The 22,603-nt window shown below is 52.1% G+C and carries 22 protein-coding genes; 18 read left to right on the forward strand and 4 right to left on the reverse strand.

The genetic code is table 11. The annotated features are described in order from the left end of the window. Positions 1-3: 3 nt before the first annotated feature. Positions 4-1,380, reverse strand: a complete 1,377-nt coding sequence (locus ACWXTG_RS02260) for a DEAD/DEAH box helicase (RefSeq protein ID WP_480220540.1) — start codon at positions 1,378-1,380, stop codon at positions 4-6. Positions 1,381-1,725: 345 nt separating this feature from the next. Here ACWXTG_RS02260 and typA point away from each other — a divergent pair, with 345 nt between their 5' ends. From typA to ACWXTG_RS02300, 8 genes are all read left to right on the forward strand, one after another. After that, complete coding sequence (typA, locus tag ACWXTG_RS02265) at positions 1,726-3,534, forward strand: translational GTPase TypA (RefSeq protein ID WP_480220541.1); 1,809 nt, start codon at positions 1,726-1,728, stop codon at positions 3,532-3,534. 248 nt (positions 3,535-3,782) lie between these two features. Further along, positions 3,783-5,504 carry a tetratricopeptide repeat protein gene (locus ACWXTG_RS02270; protein WP_480220542.1) on the forward strand — a complete coding sequence of 574 codons (1,722 nt, stop codon included), beginning with the start codon at positions 3,783-3,785 and terminating at the stop codon, positions 5,502-5,504. A 272-nt stretch (positions 5,505-5,776) separates the two neighbouring features. Beyond that, positions 5,777-7,099, forward strand: coding sequence for a DNA recombination protein RmuC (locus ACWXTG_RS02275; protein WP_480220543.1), 1,323 nt, complete (start codon positions 5,777-5,779; stop codon positions 7,097-7,099). 5 nt (positions 7,100-7,104) lie between these two features. After that, a complete protein-coding gene (locus ACWXTG_RS02280; RefSeq protein ID WP_287110344.1) occupies positions 7,105-7,284 on the forward strand; it encodes a hypothetical protein in 180 nt (59 codons plus the stop codon). Further along, the gene (gene moaD, locus ACWXTG_RS02285; protein ID WP_407996457.1) at positions 7,281-7,532 is read left to right on the forward strand and encodes a molybdopterin converting factor subunit 1; all 252 of its coding nucleotides are present in this window, start codon (positions 7,281-7,283) and stop codon (positions 7,530-7,532) included. The genes ACWXTG_RS02280 and moaD overlap by 4 nt, the downstream gene beginning before the upstream one ends. Beyond that, a complete protein-coding gene (moaE, locus tag ACWXTG_RS02290; RefSeq protein WP_309565047.1) occupies positions 7,533-7,982 on the forward strand; it encodes a molybdopterin synthase catalytic subunit MoaE in 450 nt (149 codons plus the stop codon). Between the two features lie 38 nt (positions 7,983-8,020). After that, positions 8,021-10,165 (forward strand): Lon protease family protein, encoded by a 2,145-nt coding sequence (locus ACWXTG_RS02295; protein ID WP_480220544.1) that lies wholly within the window; start codon positions 8,021-8,023, stop codon positions 10,163-10,165. Between the two features lies 1 nt (position 10,166). Further along, entirely contained in the window at positions 10,167-10,562 is a 396-nt protein-coding gene (locus tag ACWXTG_RS02300) for an RNA-binding S4 domain-containing protein (protein ID WP_480220545.1), read from the forward strand. Between the two features lie 96 nt (positions 10,563-10,658). On the opposite strand, the gene ACWXTG_RS02305 is transcribed toward ACWXTG_RS02300, so the two are convergent. The 3 genes from ACWXTG_RS02305 to ACWXTG_RS02315 all read right to left on the reverse strand — a co-directional run bounded on the left by ACWXTG_RS02305 (position 10,659) and on the right by ACWXTG_RS02315 (position 12,731). Continuing rightward, the gene (locus ACWXTG_RS02305; protein ID WP_480220546.1) at positions 10,659-10,820 is read right to left on the reverse strand and encodes a hypothetical protein; all 162 of its coding nucleotides are present in this window, start codon (positions 10,818-10,820) and stop codon (positions 10,659-10,661) included. A gap of 122 nt (positions 10,821-10,942) precedes the next feature. Further along, the gene (locus tag ACWXTG_RS02310) at positions 10,943-12,064 is read right to left on the reverse strand and encodes a PA0069 family radical SAM protein (protein WP_480220547.1); all 1,122 of its coding nucleotides are present in this window, start codon (positions 12,062-12,064) and stop codon (positions 10,943-10,945) included. Continuing rightward, positions 12,033-12,731: an SDR family oxidoreductase gene (locus ACWXTG_RS02315; protein ID WP_407996463.1), complete on the reverse strand. Its 699-nt coding sequence runs from the start codon at positions 12,729-12,731 to the stop codon at positions 12,033-12,035. The genes ACWXTG_RS02310 and ACWXTG_RS02315 overlap by 32 nt, the downstream gene beginning before the upstream one ends. A 130-nt stretch (positions 12,732-12,861) precedes the next feature. Here ACWXTG_RS02315 and ACWXTG_RS02320 point away from each other — a divergent pair, with 130 nt between their 5' ends. The 10 genes from ACWXTG_RS02320 (at position 12,862) to ACWXTG_RS02365 (ending at position 22,595) form a co-directional block, all read left to right on the forward strand. Continuing rightward, on the forward strand, positions 12,862-13,203 hold the full coding sequence (locus ACWXTG_RS02320; RefSeq protein WP_309565052.1) for a MarR family EPS-associated transcriptional regulator: 342 nt from the start codon (positions 12,862-12,864) through the stop codon (positions 13,201-13,203). Beyond that, positions 13,200-14,612, forward strand: a complete 1,413-nt coding sequence (locus ACWXTG_RS02325) for a mannose-1-phosphate guanylyltransferase/mannose-6-phosphate isomerase (RefSeq protein WP_480220548.1) — start codon at positions 13,200-13,202, stop codon at positions 14,610-14,612. Before ACWXTG_RS02320 ends, ACWXTG_RS02325 begins: the two co-directional genes overlap by 4 nt. Then, a complete protein-coding gene (gene gmd, locus ACWXTG_RS02330; RefSeq protein WP_480220549.1) occupies positions 14,609-15,694 on the forward strand; it encodes a GDP-mannose 4,6-dehydratase in 1,086 nt (361 codons plus the stop codon). Before ACWXTG_RS02325 ends, gmd begins: the two co-directional genes overlap by 4 nt. A gap of 17 nt (positions 15,695-15,711) precedes the next feature. Then, a complete protein-coding gene (locus ACWXTG_RS02335; RefSeq protein WP_407996466.1) occupies positions 15,712-16,689 on the forward strand; it encodes a GDP-L-fucose synthase family protein in 978 nt (325 codons plus the stop codon). Between the two features lie 3 nt (positions 16,690-16,692). Next, the gene (locus tag ACWXTG_RS02340; protein ID WP_407996467.1) at positions 16,693-18,021 is read left to right on the forward strand and encodes a flippase; all 1,329 of its coding nucleotides are present in this window, start codon (positions 16,693-16,695) and stop codon (positions 18,019-18,021) included. A 63-nt stretch (positions 18,022-18,084) separates the two neighbouring features. Next, the gene (locus ACWXTG_RS02345) at positions 18,085-19,011 is read left to right on the forward strand and encodes a glycosyltransferase family protein (protein ID WP_480220550.1); all 927 of its coding nucleotides are present in this window, start codon (positions 18,085-18,087) and stop codon (positions 19,009-19,011) included. Continuing rightward, positions 18,998-19,834: a methyltransferase domain-containing protein gene (locus ACWXTG_RS02350; RefSeq protein ID WP_480220551.1), complete on the forward strand. Its 837-nt coding sequence runs from the start codon at positions 18,998-19,000 to the stop codon at positions 19,832-19,834. Before ACWXTG_RS02345 ends, ACWXTG_RS02350 begins: the two co-directional genes overlap by 14 nt. After that, positions 19,835-21,061, forward strand: a complete 1,227-nt coding sequence (locus tag ACWXTG_RS02355; RefSeq protein ID WP_480220552.1) for a glycosyltransferase — start codon at positions 19,835-19,837, stop codon at positions 21,059-21,061. A gap of 95 nt (positions 21,062-21,156) precedes the next feature. Next, entirely contained in the window at positions 21,157-21,867 is a 711-nt protein-coding gene (locus ACWXTG_RS02360; RefSeq protein ID WP_480220553.1) for a glycosyltransferase, read from the forward strand. Beyond that, the gene (locus ACWXTG_RS02365; protein ID WP_480220554.1) at positions 21,864-22,595 is read left to right on the forward strand and encodes a glycosyltransferase family 2 protein; all 732 of its coding nucleotides are present in this window, start codon (positions 21,864-21,866) and stop codon (positions 22,593-22,595) included. The genes ACWXTG_RS02360 and ACWXTG_RS02365 overlap by 4 nt, the downstream gene beginning before the upstream one ends. Positions 22,596-22,603 lie beyond the last annotated feature (8 nt).

Consider the following 22,603-nt stretch of genomic DNA (forward strand, 5'->3'; position numbering starts at 1 on the left):
CGATTAGGCAAAGCTGCGCGGGCGGCGTGCCGGACGGTCGCCATCGTGACGCTTGGCTGGTCCGCGGTTGGCGTCAGGGCGGCCACTGGCAGCCCGGTCGCCGAAGGTGCGGCCTTCCGAACGGTTGCCGTCGCGGTTGCCAAAACCTTGGCCTCGCGACTTGTAGCCGCCGCCATTGCCGCCCGGACGCTGGCCGGGGCGGCCGCTGCGCGGCTTGTCGTTGCGGTCCATGCGCGGGGCAGGCCGCTTGGGCTCCAGGCCTTCGATCACGGAAATTTCCAGGCGTTGGCCGGTATATTGCTCGATTTTGCGCAATTGGTGCCTATCCATATGCGAGGCGAAGGAGAGCGCCACGCCGGTATTGCCTGCACGTCCGGTGCGGCCGATGCGGTGGACGTAGTCTTCCGCAAACTTCGGCAGGTCGTAATTGATGACGTGCGTAATGCCGTGCACGTCGATGCCGCGGGCTGCGACGTCGGTAGCCACCAATACGCGCACGTCGCCGTGACGCAGCTTGGTCAGTGTGCGGTTGCGCGCGCCCTGGGTCATGTCGCCGTGCAGGGCTGCGGATTTGTGACCGGCGGCGTACAGGTCTTCCGCCAGCAGGTCGGCATGGCGCTTGGTGGAGGTGAAGACGATGGCCTGGTTCACTTCAGGCGCGATCAGCAAATGCTCGAGCAGCTTGTTCTTGTGCGCCATGTCGTCCACGAACAGCAACTTCTGCTCGATATTGGCGTGCTTTTCCTTTTGCGCCGCGATCTGGATGACCTTGGGATCCTTGAGCAGGGTCTTGGCGATATTGGCGATCTGGCCTTCGAACGTGGCGGAGAACATCAATGTCTGGCGTTCGCCCGGCAAGGCGGAGGAAATGCGCTCGATATCAGGCATGAAGCCCATGTCCAGCATGCGGTCGGCTTCGTCCAGGATCAGCATCTGCAGGCGGGACATGTCGATGCGGCCGCGTTCCATATGGTCGAGCAGACGGCCTGGCGTTGCTACCAGAATATCAATCGGCTGCGACAGCAGCTTGTTCTGCAACGGGTACGGCATGCCGCCGACGATGCTGACAGTACGGGCGCGCAGGAACTTGCCGTACTTGCGGGCCGCCTCGTTTACCTGGGTAGCCAGTTCGCGTGTCGGGGTCAATACCAGGATGCGCGGGCCGCGGCTCTTGGCTGGATGCGGTGTTGCAAGCAGGTTGAGTGCTGGCAGGGTGAACGCGGCGGTCTTGCCGGTGCCGGTCTGGGCAGAGGCCATGAGGTCATGGCCTTCCAGGACTTCAGGAATCGCCTGGGCCTGGATAGGTGTTGGGGTGTTGTAGCCAGCCTCGGTCAAGGCACGCAGGATGGCAGGATGTAGGTTCAAACTTTCAAAAGACACAAAATTCCCTTTCAAGGAAAACTGACGAGGCCTCGTAAAGGCCCCAAAAGGGCGCAAGCAGCCATCATGAACCTGCCTTGTTGGCAGTATCAGTATCAGGCGCAATGACTAAATTTTTTTAGCATTCTTACCGGCGCACGGGCATAGCCACTAACCGGTAACAAAAGCAAGAGAGCCGTAAAATTGCACAGGCTTCGAGAGGCTAGGGCGATGAATCATCAATCCGTCAGAATTGAATCAGTCCGGCAGTATATAGGTTGTCCTTAATTTGTCAAAGGTTTTAACGCGGATTTAATCAAGTCTGTGTTAAAATCGCGCACTTTTTCGCAAATAGAGTAATCACACATGTCGCGCGCCCTTCGTAATATCGCCATCATCGCCCACGTTGACCATGGCAAGACCACCATGGTGGACAAGCTCCTGCAACAGGCCGGCACATTTGCCGCCCACCAGCAGGTTTCAGAACGTGTCATGGATTCCGGTGATATCGAAAAGGAACGTGGCATCACCATTCTCGCCAAGAATACCGCCGTCAATTATGAAGGCACCCACATCAACATCGTCGACACGCCAGGGCACGCCGACTTCGGCGGCGAGGTAGAGCGCGTATTGGGCATGGTGGATGGCGTGGTACTGCTGGTCGACTCCGTAGAGGGCCCAATGCCGCAGACGCGTTTCGTGACCAAGAAGGCGTTGGCGCTCGGCTTGCGTCCCATCGTGGTGATCAACAAGGTGGACCGTCCCGGTGCGCGTCCCGACTGGGTCATCAACCAGACCTTCGACCTGTTCGCCAACCTCGGCGCCACTGACGAGCAGCTCGACTTCCCGGTGGTCTACGCTTCCGGCCTGAACGGCTTTGCTAAGCTGGACCTGAAGCAAGAGTCCGACAATATGCGTCCCCTGTTCGAGACCATCCTCAGCCATGTGCAGCCGCCTGTGGGCGATAGCGAAGCTGGCCTTCAACTGCAGATTTCCGCATTGGATTATTCTACTTATACCGGCCGCCTGGGCGTGGGCCGTATCCGCAATGGCCGCATCAAGCCGGGCCAGGTGGTTTCCGTCATGAAGGGCGACGAGCAAGTCGCGCAGGGCCGTATCAACCAGGTGCTGGGCTTCCGCGGCCTGGAGCGCGTGCAGGTGGAAGAAGCCGAGGCCGGCGATATCGTCATCATTTCCGGTATCGAGGAAATCGGCATCGGCGTCACCGTCGCCGACCGCGACAATCCCGTCGGCCTGCCTATCCTGGCGGTGGACGAGCCTACCTTGACCATGGACTTCATGGTAAACACTTCGCCGCTGGCCGGTACCGAAGGCAAGTTCGTCACCAGCCGCCAGATTCGCGACCGCCTGAATAAGGAGCTGCTGACCAACGTGGCGCTCAAGGTGGAAGATACCGCCGATGCGGACATTTTCCGCGTTTCCGGCCGTGGTGAGCTGCACTTGACCATCTTGCTGGAAAACATGCGTCGCGAGGGATATGAGATCGCCGTGGGCAAGCCGCGCGTGGTGTATAGGGAAATCGACGGCCAGAAGTGCGAGCCTTATGAAATCCTCACGGTAGACCTGGAAGACGACTGCCAGGGCGCCGTGATGGAAGAGCTGGGCCGCCGCCGCGGCGAGCTGCAGAATATGGAGTCCGACGGAAACGGCCGCACCCGCCTGGAATACAAGATTCCGGCACGCGGCCTGATCGGCTTCCAGAGCGAATTCCTCACCATGACGCGCGGTACCGGCCTCATGGCGCATATTTTCGATGAATACGCCCCGGTGAAGGCGGATATGCCTGGCCGCCGCAATGGCGTGCTGATTTCCTCCGAGCAGGGCGAAGCCGTGGCTTATGCCTTGTGGAAGCTGCAGGATCGCGGCCGTATGTTCTCTTCCCCTGGCGATAAGCTATACGAAGGCATGATCATCGGCATCCATAGCCGCGACAACGACCTGGTGGTCAACCCGATCAAGGGCAAGCAGTTGACCAACGTCCGTGCTTCCGGCACCGATGAAGCCGTTCGCCTGATCCCGCCTGTGCAGCTGACCCTGGAATCCGCGGTCGAGTTTATCGATGACGACGAACTGGTGGAAATCACGCCCAAGAACATCCGCATCCGCAAGCGCTACCTGCTGGAGCACGAGCGCAAGCGTGCGGCCAAGGACTAATCGTTCTTTTATCGCAGTAAACAAAACCCCGGCTTGCCGGGGTTTTTGCTTTTCTAAGCCTGGCAATGGCGTCGTGTTTAAAATTGTTTCAAATTTGTAACAGAAACTATTGCCAGGGCGATGCCCCTTCATGCAGAATGCCTATAAATATACAAAATTGTATATAACCCGCACCGTGGGGAACGGTACGGTTTTGCATCAGCGGCCGATAGAGCTGCAATGCATATAATGAACTATGGAGATGTGGTATGAAGCAAGGTGTGCAGGCGGCCAGGCAGCCTGGCCAGGGCGAGGTTCATGCGCTTTTTAACCTATACAATACTGGCCAGTTGAATGCGGCGGAGGCGAGGGCGCGCGCATTGCTCAAGCAATATCCCGGGGCGCTGGTCGTCTACAACGTGCTCGGGGTCGCGCTTGAGGGGCAGGGCAAGCTCCAGGACGCGGTGCAGTGCTACCGCAAGGCGCTGGCCATCAACCCTTCGATTTCCGAGATGCACTTCAATCTTGGATCGGTGTTGTCCCAGCTCGGGCATGACGATGAAGCGGTCACCTCGTATCGGCGGGCTATCCAGATCAGCCCGGCTCTCGCGGTAGCGCATTTCAATCTCGGCGTCTTGTTGCAGAAAAAACAGTCGCTTGACGAGGCGATTAAGCACTACCGCCAAGCCGTCGTGATCGAGCCGGGATTTTTCGAGGCTTATGGCGCCATGGGCACCGCCTTGCAGCAGCAGGGTCATCTCGATGATGCGATTGCATGCTATCGCCAGTCGCTGGCGATTTCCGACCATGCGCAAGGACATTTCAACCTGGCGACCGCCTTGCGCGACCGCGGCGGGCTGGAGCAGGCCATTTCGCATTACCGCCAGGCGATTGCCCTGCAGCCGAACTATGCCGATGCGCACAATAACCTCGGCGAGGTGTTCCGCGACCAGGGCAATATGGAAAACGCCGTGACCTGCTACCTCCAGGCCTTGCGTATGAAGCCCGGCCACCAGGCAGCCTCCTTCAATATGGCGCAGTTCCTTTACGATGCCGGGCGATTCATCGAAGCGATCCCCTATTTCGAGGATTCGCAGCAGGAAGACTGGCAAGAGAGAATCCTCTATTGCCTCTACAAGTCGGAGCAGTACGAGATATTTCGCCGCCGCTTGCTGCCCATGCTGGCAGCCAGGGAGCATGTCTCGCCTTTCCTCGCGACCTTGTCCACGCATTATGCGACCAACTTCCATACCGAGGATGCCTACCGCTTCTGCAAGCAACCCATGGATTTCATCTTTCATCGCAGCATCAAGCCCCTGGCAGAGCCGGGCAGCGCTTTGCTGTCGCAATTGCTCGACGACATCCAGCTCACGGAAATCGCCGAGCGCAAGCAAGGCCGCCTGCACCATGGCATGCAGTCTGCCGGCAACCTGTTCAAGCGCAAGGAGGATTCATTCTGCGAGCTCGCGGACTTGATCCGCGCCGAGGTATCGGCCTATGCGCAGGCATTCCAGGGACGGGACTGCGACCTCATGCGGCACTTTCCCGAACAGGTCGAGTTCGCCAGCTCCTGGTACGTGCGCATGCGCCAGGGCGGGCACCTGACTTCCCATATCCACGAGATCGGCTGGCTGAGCGGCTGCGTCTACCTGGCATTGCCGCGGCAGGTGGAGGGAGGCGACGACGGTTGCATCGAGTTCAGCACCCATGGCGACGACTATCCCAAGCTGCATGACGATTTCCCTGTGAAGACCATCAGACCTTCGGTAGGCGATATCGTGCTGTTTCCATCCTCGCTCTTCCACCGCACCGTACCGTTTCACTCGGACGAGGAGCGCATCTGCATTGCGTTCGACATCAAGCCGTCTGCGCGGTTTTCCCAAGGCATGCTGAGCTTCAACAGCATGAAGGTCATGGCATTGGCAGCATTCAACCTGGTTGTGGCCGAGATTGCGGAAATATCGGCCTGGTCATTGAGAGTATTCGTCTAGATCGTTTTCTGGCCGCCCCGGGCTTCTCCTTGCTTTCCCTGATCTGGTCCGGGCGGCCTTTTTTTGCTGGTTTTTTCTTCCTGCTGGGAAGCGCAATCCGGCCGCCAACTAAGAGCGGCTAACAAGACTCCGCGAAGCGATCCTGGCTAGGCGCTCTGCCGCAGACACTACAAGCAGTACGACAAGGCAGCGCAACAACGTCGGGAGAGTTTTGTTAGCTGCCCTAAAAGGTCAGCAGACGCCGGCGAGGGATGCGTTATAATTTCATCCCTATGATAGATATATTGCTCCTCCTTGCCGCATCCGCCTCCCTGTTGCTCCTGCTCTGGCTCGCCTATCGCCAAACACGGGGCGGTGACGCCAACCGGCTGCTGCAGCAATTGGAGGAAAAGCATCGCGAGATGCTGCGCGATCTCAATGACGGTCTGAATAAACTGGGGGACCGCCTTAATCAATCTTCAAGTGAACAGGCAGAGCGCCTGCGTGCCGCGGTTGCACAAGAGCTGCAACAGACGCGCGATGCCATGAAGGCCTTGGAATTGAGCCAGATAGAAAACCTGGCGCAAACGCGTGAAACCATGCTGGAGCGCTTGCATGTCATATTGGCCGAACAGGGCAAGGCCGAACAGGCATTGATCCAGGACACCATGCTCAAGGCCACGACGCAGCTCACAGGCAGTATCGAAGCCTTGACCAAGACGGTGGATGGCAGGCTGGAGCAGATCGGCGGCAAGGTCTCGGAGCGTCTCGACGAAGGCTTCAAGAAAACGAACGATACCTTTGTGCGCGTGATGGAACGCCTGGCCACCATCGACGAAGCGCAGAAAAAGATCGATGGCCTCACCACCAATGTCGTGAGCCTGCAGGAGTTGTTGGGCGACAAGCGTTCCCGCGGCGCTTTCGGCGAAGTGCAACTCGAAGCCTTGGTGCGCAACGTATTGCCCGTGACCTCCTATGCCATGCAGCACGTGCTCAGCAACGGCACGCGTGTGGATTGCGCCTTGTTCCTGCCCGAGCCTACCGGCACCGTGGCGGTGGATTCCAAGTTCCCGCTGGAAAACTATCACCGCATGTTGGATCGCGATATTGCCGATGCGGAACGCATTACCGCGCAACGCCAGTTCAAAACCGATGTCAAAAAACATGTCGATGACATCGCCGGCAAGTACATCATCCCCAACGTCACTTCGGACGGCGCGGTGATGTTCATCCCGGCAGAGGCCGTGTTCGCCGAGATCCACGCCTATCATCCAGACCTTGTCGATTACGCGATGAGCCGTAGGGTGTGGGTGGTGTCTCCCACCACCTTGATGGCGGTGCTCAATACCGCGCGCGCAGTGCTCAAGGACGTGGAGACGCGCAAGCAGGTGCATATCATCAAGGACGAGCTGGGCAAGCTTTCCAAGGAGTTCTCGCGCTTCGACGTACGCATGAAGAAGCTTGCCGACCATATCCGCCAGGCGCACGAAGACGTGCAGGACGTGCACACCACCAGCCAGAAGATTTCGCGCCGCTTCGCGCAGATCGAGCGCGTGGAGCTGGAAGGCGAGCCGCAGGCCGGCCTGGCATTGCCCGACAACGATTTAGAGGAGTAAACAATATGAGCGATGAACAAGGCCTGATCATGCTGATCCAGCAATATGCCAGCAAGTTCGGCATCACCTTCAGTTCGAGCCTGATGGACAATGAAGAGCACAAGCAAAAATTATTGGTGCTGATGATGGATGCCATCAATGGCAAGCGCGGCCCGGTGACCGACCAGGACGTGACCGGCGCATGATCCAATTGCTGTATTTCGCCAGGTTGCGCGAAACGCTGGGTAGCGATGGCGAACGCCTGGACTGGCCCGAGCCTGATACTGTCTCCGCATTGAAGCACAAGCTGGCCGGGCGCGGCGGTGCCTGGCAGGAACAGTTTGCCGGCAACGCCAGCCTGCGTGCGGCCGTCAATCAGGAGCTGGTGCCGGATTCGGCGCTGGTGCAGCCGGGCGACGAGGTAGCATTCTTCCCGCCCGTCACGGGAGGCTGAATGACGGCACGCGTGCAGGAGCAGGATTTCGACGTAGGCGAGGAAATCACCCGCTTGCGTCTGCAGTACCCCCAGGCGGGCGCGGTAGTGTCATTCACCGGGCAGGTGCGCGACCTGAATGACGGCGATGCCGTTTCCAGCCTGACGCTGGAGCATTACCCCGGCATGACCGAGAAATCGCTTGCCGCCATTATCGAGCAGGCAAGACAGCGCTGGCCGATACTTGATGCGGTCGTGATCCATCGCATCGGGACGCTACAGCCGCAGGCGCAGATCGTGCTGGTCGTCGTGGCAAGCGCACACCGGGGCGATGCCTTTGCCGCCTGCGAGTTCATCATGGACTATCTCAAGACCGAAGCGCCTTTCTGGAAAAAGGAAGCGACCCCGGAAGGTGAAAAATGGCTGGATTCCCGCGAAAGCGACCAGTCTGCGCGCGAGCGCTGGCAATAGCATTCCTGCAACCTCAACCCTGACAACATGCCCATCTGATGCTAAGCAAGCTGACACCGCAACAACTCAATATATCCATTCATCCGCACACCCTGGGATTCGATACCACCGCAGAATTGCTGCCGGATGACCGGCATGCGGCACAATGGATAGGCCAGGAGCGTGCATTTGCAGCGGCTAGCTTAGGCTTGCGCATGCAGCATCCCGGCTACCATATGCTGGTGATCGGCGAGCCCGGTTCCGGCCGGACCTCGTTGATGAAGAGCCTGATGGAACGGGCGCTGGCGCAGCAGCCGGTGCCGCCGGACCTGGTGTACCTGCTGAACTTCCAGCTGCCGGAAAAGCCAATCCTGTTGCGCCTGCAAGCAGGCAAGGGGAGCGAGCTGCGGCATTTGCTTGACCAATTTGCACGCAGGCAATTGCGGACCATTCCCGCCCTGCTGCAGTCAAGAATTCCGGGCGAGTCCCGGCATGGCAGCCCTGCAGCCGTTAGCCCCGAGGGCAATCTCAAGTCGTCTCTGGAGCAAGAGCTGGCGAAGATTCGCCAGCAAATACTGCCGGGCCTGCTTGAACCTGAACTGTTCGACCGCTGGTCAGCGCAGCTAGTGCAGGAAGTGCTCGATAATACCGAACTGTTCGCCTTGGCGACCAATAACGAAACCGATGAAATGCAGGAAGCTTTTCTCGGGCGGTTTCGCGCCAATCTCCTGCTCAGCAACCACGGCCTTGCCGGAAGCCCAGTCATCTATGACGACGATCCCAGCCATACCTCGCTGTTTGGAGGCGTGGAGGCATCGGCTGACCATCATTTGGCGGATTTCATGCGCCTCAAGGCAGGCAATTTGTTGCGCGCCAACGGCGGCGTGCTGATCCTGCACCTGGAGGATATCCTTGGCGACCAGCAGGCAGGGGCGAACCCATTGCTGGAAAAGCTGGGGCGCGTATTGCGCAACCGCAAGCTGCAGATCGAGGATGCGGGCAGCGCCTCAGGCAATGCCGCATTGAATGCGCTGACGCCCGATGCCTTGCCGCTCGATTTCAAGCTGATCCTGGTGGCGAGCCGCGACGATTATTACCACTTGCACGAGCAGCATGCGCCTTTCCTGGAATATTTCCGCATCAAGGTCGAGTTCGCGGACAGCGCAAAAGCCACGCCCGATGTGTATCGCCAGGTAGCCGGCTATATCGCGCGTTGTTCGGCTGAAAACGGCTTGCCGCATTTCACTGCCGCCGCGGTAGCGCGTTTGCTTCAGGTATTGCACGAGTGGGAGGAGGACCAGTCCCGGGTCAGCCTGGCGCTTGGGCGCTTGCTGCCTTTGCTGCATGAGGCGGCGGCCTTGGCGTCGCAGGGCGGCGCAGTCGATGCGGCAGAGGTCGAGCAGGCGTTGTCGGCAACGCGGCAGCGCCACGATTATGCCGAGGAGCAGATCAGGGATTCCATCCTCGACGGCGAGCTGAAGATAGCGGTGACGGGGCGCCAGGTAGGGCGCATCAACGGCCTGACCCATATCGACATGGGGGATGCCGCGTTCGGGTCGCCGGTGCAGATTTCCGCACGCTGTCATCCCGGCCGGCACGGCATCATCAATATCGACCGCGAGGTCAAGCTGACGGGGCCGCAACATGACAAGGGCATGTTCATCCTGCAGCACTGGCTGGCCGCCATGTTCGTGCAGCAGGCGCCTTTGTCGCTCAACGCTTCACTGGTGTTCGAGCAGGAGTATCACGGTGTGGAGGGCGATTCCGCTTCGTGCGCCGAGCTGTATGCCTTGCTTTCCAGCCTTTCTGGCCTGCCATTGGCGCAAGGCATCGCAGTGACGGGCGCATTGAACCAGCATGGAGAAGTGCTGCCGATAGGCGGGATCAACGAGAAAATAGAAGGGCATTTCCGCCTGTGCGAAAAGCTGGGGCTCGATGGCCAACAAGGCGTATTGCTGCCAGCGAGCAACCTGCGCCACGTGCTGCTGCATCAGGATATCATCCGTGCAATGGCGGAGGGCAGGTTCCATCTCTATGCCATGGAGCATGTGCTGGACGGGATAGAGCTGTTGACCGGGTTGGCGGCAGGCAGTGCGGATGCAGCCGGTGTTTATCCGGCCGGCAGTGTGCTTGGCCATGTGCAGCGCAGCTTGCAGGCATACCAGGACATCTACCAGCGTAATCACCACCCTACAGGCCGATAGCATGAGCGAACAGGACAACAAGTGCCGCCTGGACAAATGGCTCTGGGCCGCAAGATTTTTCAAGACCCGCAGCCTGGCGACGGATGCCATCGATACCGGCAAGATACATGTGGACGGAGACCGCGTTAAGCCGGCTAAGGAAGTCCGTCTGGGACAAGTGATTCACATCCGCCGCAAGGAGCTGGAAATGGAGGTGGTTGTGCGCGGGCTCAGCACGCAACGCCGCAGCGCACCGGAAGCGGTGCTATTGTATGAAGAGACGCCTGAGAGCATCGCGAAACGCGAGAACCTTGCCGTGACCCGTGAGCAAGAACATGCACAGCGCGAACGCGGCATGGGCCGCCCCACCAAGCGCCAGCGCCGCGACATCAAGAAGTTTACCGGTATTGATTGGTGACTAAGTACTGCAGGCTTGTTCGTTGCAATACCTGATGATATTAATGAAAAAGCCCTCATGAAGAGGGCTTTTTAAATTTAGATTAATGCTATTTGTCTAACTCAAGAACAGCTTCACAATAGCAATGGCAGCACCAAAAATACCGGCCACTGCGATGAATGGATACCATTTTGCTTCAGCATTGATCTTGCTGGTTTCAGCCATCAGTTTGGCAATCTCTGCGTCGATTTTCCTTAAATCGTGTTCTTGTGTGCTCATGTGCTAGACTCCTTTCGCTCGTATCTTACGCTTTTTATCTTGAGTGTCAAAATTCGACCTTTCATATTGGAGTATGATCGCGGCTTGTTGCTTCTTTTTGGAAGCGCGATATATTGCTTGTTCTAATCGAACAATCCAAATTGTTCAGGTTTTCCCGGTGGCCGGAACAGCCCGGTATTCATCTCCAGGCCGCGCTGATTGAGCCCTAGTTTCTTGGTCGTCAGCTTGAAGCGTTGGCGGATCATGTCAGCGAATATTCCGTTGCCTCTCATGCGCTCATGGAATTCGGACTGGTTGTTTTGCCCGTCCCGGCTTTGGCGGATGATGCTCATCACATGGCCGGCTTTGAGCGGGTAGTGGTGCTGCAGCCATTCCTCGAACAGCGGCGCGACTTCCAGGGGCAGCCGCAATAGCACATAGCCCGCACTGGCGGCCCCGGCATCGTGGGCAGCAGCCAGGATATCCTCGAGCTCCGGGTCAGTCAGCACCGGGATAATCGGCGCTGTCATCACGCCTACCGGAACCCCGGCCGCATGCAGGCGCCTGATCGTCTCCAGGCGGCGCTGTGGCGCTGCAGCACGTGGTTCCAGCGCGCGGCTGATCCGGTTGCTCAAGGTGGTGACTGAAATGAAGACCTGGGCCAGCCCTTCGTTTGCCATCTTGGACAGGATATCGATATCGCGCTCCACCATGGCGGCTTTGGTGACAATGCTGACGGGATGCTTGAACTCCGCCAATACCTGCAGGATCTGCCGTGTAAGCTGTTGCTGCCTTTCCAGCGGCTGGTAGGGATCGGTGTTGGTTCCCATCGCCATGGGCGCGCAGCGGTAATTCTTATTGCTCAACTCCTTGCGCAGCAGGCGTGCCGCATCCGGCTTGACCAGGATGCGGCTTTCGAAATCCAGCCCGGCCGAAAGGCCCAGGTAGGTATGGGTAGGGCGCGCAAAGCAATAGATGCATCCATGCTCGCACCCGCGGTAGGGATTGATGGAGCGGTCGAAAGGGATGTCCGGTGATTTGACCCAGTTAATGATGCTGCGCGTGCTGTCGATCAGCACTTCGGTGGCAAGCGGCGCCAGGTCTTGTTCCAGGTTGCTCCAGCCGTCATCGATATCCGCATGTTGCAGATGATCGAAGCGGCCGCTGTGGTTGCTGATCGCGCCGCGCCCCTTGAACACCAACGGGCGCAGCACGGCATGGGGGTGCAATGGATTACCAGGGGATTTCTTGTCCGTCATATGCATAAAACTTGCCTGCATCCGCAAGCGTGGCGTGGTCTATCACCTGGCGCAGGCCGCTAATGCTCTGCTCGGTGTTGATCAATGCGTTAGGGCCGCCCATATCAGTCAGTACCCAGCCGGGATGCAGCACCAGGGTCGTAATGCCTTCTTTTGCCAGTTCGATCGCCAGGCTTTTGGTGATCATATTGAGCGCGGTTTTGCTGGAGCGGTATATGTAGCTGCCGCCGCTGGTGTTGTCCGCAATACTGCCCATCTTGCTGGTCATATTGACAAGCTTCTTGACCTGCCCTTGTTTCAAATGGGGAGTGAAGGCCTGGGCCATCTTGAACGGCGCCAGACTGTTGATGCGGAATGCCTCGATCCATGCTTCATAATCCGCATCTGCAAAGAACTGGGTTGGGCTATCAGGGTAAATCCCGGCATTGTTGATCAATACGTCAATCGGCTGGCCTGACAACGAGGCGGCCAATTCGTCCACCTGGTGGAAATTGCCCACGTCCAGCTTATGCACGCTGACCAAGTCCTTGAAACGTGATGCAAGCTGCAACAGCTCCTCGGCCGATTCCGGCTGGCGACAGCAGGCCAATACATGCCAGCCGGCTTCGGCATATTGCCGTGTGAATTCAAGGCCCAGGCCCCGATTGGCGCCGGTAATGAGGACAGTTGCCATGCTTCAATGCTCCGTAGTGACTAGGGCTAACTAGGATAACATCCGGGGGTGAATTTTTCAGGGTTGTGAGGATTGAAAAGTTTTTGTAAACTGCGTTCATCATTTGAACGCAGTGCGATCCAATATATTCATGCTCACTGACGAATACCGGTACAAAATCCTCAAGCTGGTACAGGAAAAACCTGAGATCAGCCAGCGTGAGCTGGCGAAGGCTTTGGGTATCAGCCTGGGAAAGACGAATTTCTGCCTCAAGGCCTTGGCTGAAGTCGGCTTGCTCAAGGTTTCCAACTTCCGCAACAGCAAGAATAAGCTGGCCTATATGTATGTGCTGACGCCTAAAGGGATAGAGGAGAAAGCCGGTATCACCATGCGGTTCCTTAAATACAAAATGCAAGAATATGAAAACCTGCAGGCGGAAATCGAAGAGCTGCGCCGGGCAGCAGGTGAATCGGTGGATGAGGGAGTCAAATGAGCGAGCGCTATGCCGTGATGCTTTGCGGAGGTTCGGGTACGCGGTTATGGCCGTTGTCACGCACATTGCGGCCCAAGCAGCTTCTTGCCTTGAACGGCAAGGAAACCTTGCTTCAGCAAACTGCGCTGCGTCTTTCCCGTCATGTACAGTCCAGTAACCTGATTACCGTCACTCACGAGGATCACAAGTTCGAGGTCAAGGGCCAGCTTGCCGACATCCTGCCGGAGGCAATCAACGGCGTCATGGCAGAACCGTGCGCCCGCAATACACTGCCTGCCATTGCATGGGCTGTCAGCCGCATCCATCTTCAATCCCCGGACGCGATCGTCGGCGTCTTTCCTTCTGATCATTCGATTGATAATGAAGAAGCTTTCCATCAGGCTTGGACTGCTGCGGAAGAGGGAGCGGCCCAGGGATACCTCACCCTGCTTGGCATATCGCCCACCGAGCCGGCAACCGGTTACGGATATATCCAGCCTGCCGATACGACTGTCGGAGGCAATTCCGGGCATGCCATATACGAAGTCGCCCGTTTCGTGGAGAAGCCCGACCGGGCCAATGCTGAAGCGTTCCTGGCGCAAGGCTATTTGTGGAATAGCGGCATGTTCGTTTTCCGTGCCGATATCTTTATGCAATTGCTGGCCGAACATCAGCCTGAAATCAGTGCATTGATAAGCAAGCTCGATAGCGGAAACCTGGCCGAAGAATATGCAAAACTGCCCAATGTTTCCATTGACTACGGATTGGCTGAAAAAGTGAGCAGCGCCGCTGTCGTACCGGTCGATATGGCCTGGAGCGACCTAGGCAATTGGGATTCGATCTATCAGCGCAATGGCAAGAATGCCGATGACAATGTCTGCGAGGGCGACGTCATCGCTTTGGATACCAACAACAGCCTGTTATGGAACACGCATGGCTTATTGGCAACATTGGGTGTCAGCAACCTCGCCATCATCCAGACCGCTGATGCCACCTTGATCTGTGATCGCGGACGGACCGAGGACATCAAGCAGTTGGTGGCGTTGGTGCAGAAGCAAAAACCTGAGCTTACCGAGCTGCATCGGACAGTTCAGCGTCCCTGGGGAGCATATACCGTGTTGGAGGAAGGCATCAATTTCAAGATCAAGCGCATCTCGGTCAACCCCGGCGCCAGCCTTTCAATGCAAATGCATCACCACCGGTCTGAACACTGGGTGGTAGTGTCCGGCGTTGCCCGCATTACCAATGGCGATCGGGAAGTCACATTAACAGAAAACGAATCCACATATATTCCCAAAACCCACCGTCACCGATTATCGAATCCGGGAGATGTGCCGTTGCATATCATCGAAGTGCAATGCGGCGAATATGTTGGAGAGGACGATATTGTCCGCTTTGAAGATACTTATGGAAGGTGTGAGAAACAATGAGCAAGGTTGCTTTGATTACGGGTGTTACCGGGCAGGATGGCGCCTATCTATCTGAATTTCTATTGAATAAAGGCTATATAGTCCACGGCATCAAGCGCCGTGCATCGTTGTTCAATACCGATCGTATCGACCATCTGTACCAGGACCCGCATGTCGACAATCAGAACTTCATCCTGCATTACGGCGACCTGACCGACTCTACCAACCTCATCCGCATCATCCAGCAAGTCCAGCCGGACGAAATCTACAATCTGGCTGCCATGAGCCACGTGGCCGTCAGCTTCGAAACTCCCGAATACACCGCCAATGCCGACGGTATTGGCACCCTGCGCATTCTCGAAGCCATCCGCATCCTCGGTCTCGAGAAGAAGACCCGCTTCTACCAGGCCTCTACCTCAGAACTCTATGGCTTGGTGCAAGAAGTCCCGCAGAAGGAAACCACTCCATTCTACCCACGCAGCCCATATGCCGTGGCCAAGCTTTACGGCTATTGGATAACCGTCAACTACCGTGAAGCCTATGGCATCTATGCATGCAACGGCATCCTGTTCAACCACGAAAGTCCGCTGCGCGGCGAAACCTTCGTCACCCGCAAGATCACCCGCGCTCTGGCGCGAATCAAACTGGGGCTGCAAGACAGCCTCTACCTAGGTAATCTTGACGCATTGCGCGACTGGGGCCACGCCAAGGACTACGTCGAAATGCAATGGCTCATGCTGCAACAAGAGCACCCAGAAGACTTCGTGATTGCCACCGGCGTCCAGTACAGCGTCCGCGACTTCGTCAACGCCGCCGCCAAGGAGCTCGGCATCGCCATTACTTGGCAAGGACAGGGCGTCGACGAAAAAGGCTATGACAGCAACGGCAAAGCCATCGTCCAAGTCGATCCGCGCTATTTCCGTCCTACCGAAGTCGAAACCCTGTTGGGCGACCCGGCCAAGGCCAAGCAAAAACTCGGCTGGACTCCCAAGATCAGCTTCCAGGAACTTGTCTCCGAAATGGTGCGAGAAGACCTCAAGAGCGCCGAGCGTGACGAACTCGTCAAGAAGCACGGCTTCGCTGCTTATGACTACAACGAATAGCAGGGTAGGGCGCATTAATGAATAAGCATGCACGCATCTATGTGGCGGGCCACCGAGGCCTGGTTGGTTCCGCTATCGTCAGGAACCTCGAAGCCAAGGGGTATACCAACATCCTCAAGCGCACCCACGCCGAACTCGACCTGACCGACGAAAAAGCCACGGACCAATTCTTTGCCGAATACAAGCCGGAATACGTTTTCCTGGCCGCAGCCAAGGTCGGCGGCATCGTCGCCAACAACACCTACCCGGCAGAATTCATCCGTGACAACCTTGCCATCCAGACCAATGTCATCCACAGCGCCTGGAAGCACGGCGTTACCCGGCTCCTGTTTCTGGGCTCTAGTTGCATCTACCCCAAGCATGCCCCGCAGCCCATGAAAGAAGAACACCTGCTCACCGGTCCATTGGAACCGACCAACCGCCCGTATGCGTTGGCCAAGATTGCCGGTATCGAAATGTGCTGGAGCTACAACCGCCAATACGGCACTCAATACCTCGCCGCCATGCCAACTAATCTTTACGGCCCTGGCGATAATTACCACCCTGAGAATAGCCATGTTATCCCAGCCCTGCTACGTAAATTCAACGAAGCCAAGCGGAACCACCAACCCACCGTCACCGTCTGGGGCACTGGTACTCCCAGAAGAGAGTTCCTCTACAGCGACGACATGGCTGATGCCTGCGTTTATCTCATGAATCTGCCGCAAGACCAATATCGAGCATTGCTGGGTAGCGACGAAAGCCAGAGCGGCAGATTCGAACCACCGCTTATCAACGTTGGCGTAGGCGAAGACATCACCATCAAAGCACTAGCGGAGCTCGTCAAACAAATCGTGGACTATCAAGGCAACATCGAATTCGACGCCACCAAGCCGGATGGAACACCGAGGAAGCTCATGGATGTGACAAGACTTACGAAGGCTGGATGGAGAGCTAATACAGCTTTAAAGCAAGGCCTAGTCATAGCCTATCAAGATTTTTTGGTTTATCAATAGCATATGAATCAATTGTGGATTAAGTATTTGCCAAGATTCATCCAGAGTCGATTGGATGGGCGTGTTAATTTGCAAGCTGCACTAGGAAATAGTGGGTGGTTGATTGCTGATAAAGTGTTGAGAATGGGTGTAGGCCTTGTAGTTGGAGTGTGGATTGCTCGTTACTTAGGGCCGGAACAATTTGGATTGTGGAATTACGCAATTGCATTTACTGCATTATTTTCAGCATTTGCGACATTAGGTCTGGATAGCATTATTGTTAGAGATATTGTGAAGTATCCAGATCAAACAAATAAGCTACTTGGCACTGCATTTATTCTAAAGCTGTTTTCTGGATTGATAGCATTGATTATTACAATGCTGGCAATTTATTTTGTTAAACATGGTGAGCCCGATGTGATGTGGTTGGTTGGCATCACTGCAGCAGGTTTCATTTTTCAGTCACTCAATGTCATAGATTTTTATTTTCAGGCAAAAGTAAAATCTAAATATAGTGTTATTCCTGCAGTTTTATCCTTTACGCTGCTTAGTCTTGTAAAAATTCTCTTATTGTTAAATTCCGCTCCTTTAGTAGCATTTGCTTGGGCTGGTCTGTGTGAAATTGTATTAACCGGATTATTTTTGCTGGCAGCATATTATTATAACCATCTAAATATTAGATGGTGGAAGTTTGATAAGTGCGTGGCTTTAGAGTTATTAAAAGATAGCTGGCCACTTATTCTCTCAGGTATGGCAATCATGATTTATATGCGTATTGATCAAATTATGATTGGCGAAATGATGGATAGTGAGGCTGTTGGATTGTTTTCTGCGGCAGTCAGATTAAGTGAACTATGGTATTTTATTCCTATTGCAATAGTAAATTCTGTATTTCCTGCAATGATAGAAAGTAAAAAAGAGAGTGAGGAGATTTATTATTTAAGGCTTGAGAAATTGTTCAGGTTGTTGTTTTATTTTGCAGTTGTAGTGGCGATTTTTGTTACTTTCTTAGGTGATTTTATTATTTTATTTTTATATGGTGAACCTTACTCTCTTTCAACTTCGGTATTGGTGATTCATGTTTGGGCTGGAATTTTTGTGGTTTTGGGAGTGGCGAGTGGTAGCTGGTTTACAATAGAAAATCTGCAAAAGTACCGTTTTTATAGAGCTGTTTCAGGGTGTTGTGTTAATGTCGGTTTGAATTTGATTTTTATTCCAAAGTTTGGAATTAATGGAGCGGCTTTATCTACTGTTGCTTCTCAATTTTTTGCAGCATTTTTTTTTGATTTGTTTAGTAGAAAATCTCGACCTATATTTTGGGTAAAATTGAAGGCACTTCTTCCTGAGTTTTAGAGTAAATTTTTTCGAGATGTCTAAATTTTTTAATTGTAAAGTTAGGGTGTTATTTTTTTATATATGGAATATGCTCCAATAGTCTTATTTGTATACAATAGGCCTAATCATGTTGCTAGAGTTATTGATGCACTTAAGCTGAATAAGCTGGCGTGTGAAAGTGACTTGATAATTTATTCTGATGCAGCAAAAAAAGATAGTGATCTTGATGCGGTTGCAGAGGTGAGAACTTATATTCATAAGGTTGATGGCTTTAAGTCTGTAACTGTAATTGAGCGAGGTGAAAATATGGGACTTGCTCGCTCGATTATAGATGGAGTTACTACGGTTTGTGAAAAGTATGGAAAAGTAATTGTCATGGAGGATGATATAGTGACAAGTCCTGACTTTCTTACTTTTATGAATCGGGCATTGCATCATTATGTCGATGAGAAGAGAGTGTGGCATATCAGTGGATGGAACTATCCTATAGATTCGACTGATATTGGCGATGCGTTTCTTTGGAGAGTCATGAATTGTTGGGGGTGGGCAACGTGGTGGGATAGGTGGGAACATTTTGAGAAAAATCCAAAGAAACTGGTGACCTCCTGGAATAGTGAGAAAATTAAACGATTTGATCTGGATGGCTCGGGTAAGATATGGTGGAGCCAAGTTATAAGAAATCTTAGCGGTGAAATTGATACCTGGGCAGTTTTCTGGTATGCCACAATTTTTAATTATAAGGGATTATGTCTAAACTCAACACGTACTCTCGTTTATAACATTGGGTTTGATGGATCGGGAGAAAATTGTCCTGATGAGGAGATTGGACAGTTTTCTCTATCTCATGAGGAAGGCTTGGGCAATTTCCCTAATACTATTGTTGAGTCTGACTTGGCAGTCAATCGGATAAAAGAATGGATGAAAAAAAATCGAACCACCTTGATTGGTAGAGTCAGTAAATATTGCCGTAATATGCTGTGGGAAAGGTATAGAAATGACAGATATTAACATATGGGGATTTACTTTCCATAAAGAGTGGTTGACCTCTGATCAAGAAAGATACTTAACTGGCCTGCCTGCAAAGACTCCTCTCGTGCAGTGGGTGTGGGAGGAGATGGATAAGGTATGGGAGCAGTTTGGCTTAGATAACAGAAATAAGTTATCTTATGATGAGTTGTCAGGCTATTATGGCCATCCTGTCTGGTTGATGAACGGTATCTTTACCGCTGTTGATCCAGAGTCAATTTCTCATAGAAATGCTATAGCGCAATACTTACAAAAGCATAATATTGAATCTGTAATTGAATACGGAGGTGGTTTCTCTGAGTTGGCAAGGGTAATCGTTAACTCTATTAAAGATATCGAGGTTTTTGTGCTAGAGCCTTATCCCTCCCGAGTAGCTTTGGAACTTAATAGATTGCAAGGAAGAATTCAATTTATATCTACTATGGAGGGGTATCAGTATGATGCGGCAGTTGCCCAAGATGTGTTGGAACATGTTGAGGATCCAATTAAAATTGCATATGACATGGCATCTTCAGTTTCTGATCAAGGAATATTAATTTTTGCTAACTGTTTTTATCCAGTCATTAAGTGTCATTTGCCATCTACTTTTTATTTGCGGCATACATTTCCAATTGTTATGAGAGCGCTAGGATTGCAGTATTTGGGTAATTTGGATAAAGCGCCTCATATTCAAGTGTATAAAAAGAATGGTGCAGTGAATCTAGCCAAAGCGAGAGTGGCGGAGAGGCTAGTGAAAGTGGTTGGACCAGTTATTAATGGAGTTAGAAATTCCATATCTTATATCAAGAAATTATGGTCATTTTAAATGAAAGTTGCGTTAGTTAATTATTCTGATCAGGATGGAGGAGCAGCTAAGGCTACATACCGTATTCATCATGCATTGAGATCAATAAATATTGACTCTAGTTTATATGTTGAATCTGCTATATCTGATGATTGGACGGTGCAAGGTTATAGGGAGAAATGGAAGCAATTAATAACGGGATTCCGTCCATACATAGGAGCACTGCCAAAGCGGCTACATTCTACTACTAATCCCACCTTATATTCATTTGCAATTTTACCTTCAAAATGGCCTAAATTGCTAAATTCGTTGCCAGTTGATTTAGTTCACTTACACTGGGTCAATGCTGAGATGATGTCAATATCTGATATCGGGAAAATTCAGAAGCCATTGGTTTGGACTTTGCATGATATGTGGGCCTTCTGTGGAGCTGAGCATTATGCCGATGATGATCGATGGCGAAATGGATATTTGAGAGATAATCGGCCAATATATGAAGCTGGGTTGGATATCAATAGATGGGTATGGCTGAGGAAAAAAAAATTGTGGAAAAAGCCAGTGCATATAGTTGCTCCTAGTCAATGGTTAGCAGATTGTGCTAAAAACAGTGCTTTAATGAAGGATTGGCCTATCACGGTAATACCTAATGCTATAGATACGGATTTTTGGAAACCTGTAAATAAATCTGTTGCTCGTAATTTGTTGAGGCTTCCGAGCAATAAGAAACTCTTATTGTTTGGGGCGTCAAGAGGCACAGCTGATTTCAGAAAAGGTTTTGATCTTCTTAAGTCAGCTCTGAAAGAGCTCACAATTGATAATGTAGAGTTGGTAATTTTTGGCCAGAGTGAACCAGAATTTCAAGAGCACCTTGGTTTTCCAGTTCACTATGCTGGAGTTGTGAACGATAACTTGACATTGAGAATTCTTTACAGTGCTGTAGATGTAATGCTTATTCCTTCCCGACAAGATAACCTTCCTAATACTGGAGTTGAGGCATTGTCTTGCGGGACGCCAATTGTAGCTTTTAATACATGCGGTCTTTCTGATATTGCTTCCCATATGGGCACTGGTTATTTGGCAAAAGCATTTGATTGTCAGGATTTTTCTTTTGGTATTAATTGGGTGATTGAGAATGAATCTCGCCATGCACATTTAAGTCGCTCTGCTAGAGAGTATGCGCTTAATAGATTTTCTTATCATTATGTTGCGAAAAAATATCAAGAGATTTATGAAAAAGCCATTGATTAAGGTAAAGATAATTAATAGTTTTTGTTTAATGAAGGCTAAATTTTTTAAATGAAATGCATTAATAGCTATATAACGAAGTATGTAAGCTCAATCGTATGAGTAAAATCTCTATTGTTACAATATGTAAAAATGATCCTTTGGCGCTCGAGAGAACACTAAAAAGCGTTAAAGAGCAAAGCTATTCCGAATTTGAGTATCTGCTGATTGACGGCGGCGATTGCGATAGAACTCGAGCATTGGCTTTTGAATATAAAGATATTATCAATCATTATATTAATGAGTCGGATGTAGGAATTTATCATGCGATGAATAAGGGCGTGTTTGTTGCATCCGGAGAGTGGATATTATTTATGAATTCGGGTGATGTATTTGCTTCAAAAGATGCATTGTTGCGAGCTATCGACATTGCCAATAACGATGTGGATGTAATTTATTCTGACTGGATATATCGTCATAGTCGTCGATTGGTGAGGGCAAACATTAGTAAGCTAAATGTCAGGCATCAGTCATTAATATATAGAAAATCACTACATAATATATATGGGTATTATGTGGTAGGGAAACGAGTTTCTATATCAGACTATATATATTTTCTTTCTATTTCACATGTGCGATGGAGATATTGTTCATCGGTTATTTCAATATGTGATGAAGCTGGAGTTTCATCTGCGCCGATGCATTTCTATCAACGGATTGCTAGCGAGATAATATTTGGTAGGCGAAGCCGGATTAATGGGGGTTTTATTTTGCTTGCTTACCCATTATATAGATTTCTTAAACGAATATGGTTGGCTGTGCTCAAATGATCTCCGTCTGTATCGCTACATATAATGGTGCTTGTTTTATTGAGGCGCAATTGCGATCAATACTGCCCCAGCTAAATGATGAGGATGAAATCCTTATTTCCGATGATGGTTCAGTTGATAACACTTTGGATATTATTACAGCTGTTCAGGATGAGCGTATCAAGATTGTAAACCATGATGGAAATTTGGGTGTTGTGAGAAATTTTGAACGTGCGTTATCCCAAGCATCTGGCGAGTATATTTTTTTATGTGATCAAGACGATATTTGGTTGCTTAACAAAGTAGATAGATGTTTGCAGGTGTTGACTGACTATTTGCTCGTGGTTAGTGATTGCCGGGTTGTTGATAAAAACTTGAATGAATTACATCCTTCATTTTTTGGATTGAGAAAGTCCAGTGAAGGGGTTGTGAAAAATTTGTATAAGAATAGCTACTTAGGTTGCTGTATGGCGTTTCGGAAAGAGTTGCTGGCTTATGCCCTGCCTATCCCTGAGAATGTGCCTATGCATGATATGTGGCTGGGATTATTGGCTAACTGTGTTGGAAAAGTTAAGTTCCTTCCTGAAGCGCTGATGCTATATCGGCGACATGATAAAAATGCTTCACCTACTGCACAAAAAAGCAATTTTTCTGTGTATCAGCAACTTATCTATCGAATTAGGCTCTTTTTCTTGTTGATCAAGAGGCTGGTTTTATTACATAGCCAACGTAAATTAATTAAATCTTAAGACTAGTC

Source organism: Methylobacillus sp. DLP286, from assembly GCF_056636515.1.

What these genes read in the sequence shown, in the direction of transcription:
- ACWXTG_RS02345 (WP_480220550.1), top strand. Translation starts at nt 18,085, where the DNA reads ATGGAATATGCTCCAATAGTCTTATTTGTATACAATAGGCCTAATCAT.
- moaD (WP_407996457.1), top strand. Translation starts at nt 7,281, where the DNA reads ATGATCCAATTGCTGTATTTCGCCAGGTTGCGCGAAACGCTGGGTAGC.
- ACWXTG_RS02340 (WP_407996467.1), top strand. Translation starts at nt 16,693, where the DNA reads ATGAATCAATTGTGGATTAAGTATTTGCCAAGATTCATCCAGAGTCGA.
- ACWXTG_RS02275 (WP_480220543.1), top strand. Translation starts at nt 5,777, where the DNA reads ATGATAGATATATTGCTCCTCCTTGCCGCATCCGCCTCCCTGTTGCTC.
- ACWXTG_RS02300 (WP_480220545.1), top strand. Translation starts at nt 10,167, where the DNA reads ATGAGCGAACAGGACAACAAGTGCCGCCTGGACAAATGGCTCTGGGCC.
- ACWXTG_RS02295 (WP_480220544.1), top strand. Translation starts at nt 8,021, where the DNA reads ATGCTAAGCAAGCTGACACCGCAACAACTCAATATATCCATTCATCCG.
- ACWXTG_RS02355 (WP_480220552.1), top strand. Translation starts at nt 19,835, where the DNA reads ATGAAAGTTGCGTTAGTTAATTATTCTGATCAGGATGGAGGAGCAGCT.
- ACWXTG_RS02280 (WP_287110344.1), top strand. Translation starts at nt 7,105, where the DNA reads ATGAGCGATGAACAAGGCCTGATCATGCTGATCCAGCAATATGCCAGC.
- ACWXTG_RS02360 (WP_480220553.1), top strand. Translation starts at nt 21,157, where the DNA reads ATGAGTAAAATCTCTATTGTTACAATATGTAAAAATGATCCTTTGGCG.
- ACWXTG_RS02315 (WP_407996463.1), bottom strand. Translation starts at nt 12,731, where the DNA reads ATGGCAACTGTCCTCATTACCGGCGCCAATCGGGGCCTGGGCCTTGAA.
- gmd (WP_480220549.1), top strand. Translation starts at nt 14,609, where the DNA reads ATGAGCAAGGTTGCTTTGATTACGGGTGTTACCGGGCAGGATGGCGCC.
- ACWXTG_RS02325 (WP_480220548.1), top strand. Translation starts at nt 13,200, where the DNA reads ATGAGCGAGCGCTATGCCGTGATGCTTTGCGGAGGTTCGGGTACGCGG.
- typA (WP_480220541.1), top strand. Translation starts at nt 1,726, where the DNA reads ATGTCGCGCGCCCTTCGTAATATCGCCATCATCGCCCACGTTGACCAT.
- ACWXTG_RS02310 (WP_480220547.1), bottom strand. Translation starts at nt 12,064, where the DNA reads ATGCATATGACGGACAAGAAATCCCCTGGTAATCCATTGCACCCCCAT.
- ACWXTG_RS02365 (WP_480220554.1), top strand. Translation starts at nt 21,864, where the DNA reads ATGATCTCCGTCTGTATCGCTACATATAATGGTGCTTGTTTTATTGAG.
- ACWXTG_RS02320 (WP_309565052.1), top strand. Translation starts at nt 12,862, where the DNA reads ATGCTCACTGACGAATACCGGTACAAAATCCTCAAGCTGGTACAGGAA.
- moaE (WP_309565047.1), top strand. Translation starts at nt 7,533, where the DNA reads ATGACGGCACGCGTGCAGGAGCAGGATTTCGACGTAGGCGAGGAAATC.
- ACWXTG_RS02350 (WP_480220551.1), top strand. Translation starts at nt 18,998, where the DNA reads ATGACAGATATTAACATATGGGGATTTACTTTCCATAAAGAGTGGTTG.
- ACWXTG_RS02335 (WP_407996466.1), top strand. Translation starts at nt 15,712, where the DNA reads ATGAATAAGCATGCACGCATCTATGTGGCGGGCCACCGAGGCCTGGTT.
- ACWXTG_RS02305 (WP_480220546.1), bottom strand. Translation starts at nt 10,820, where the DNA reads ATGAGCACACAAGAACACGATTTAAGGAAAATCGACGCAGAGATTGCC.
- ACWXTG_RS02270 (WP_480220542.1), top strand. Translation starts at nt 3,783, where the DNA reads ATGAAGCAAGGTGTGCAGGCGGCCAGGCAGCCTGGCCAGGGCGAGGTT.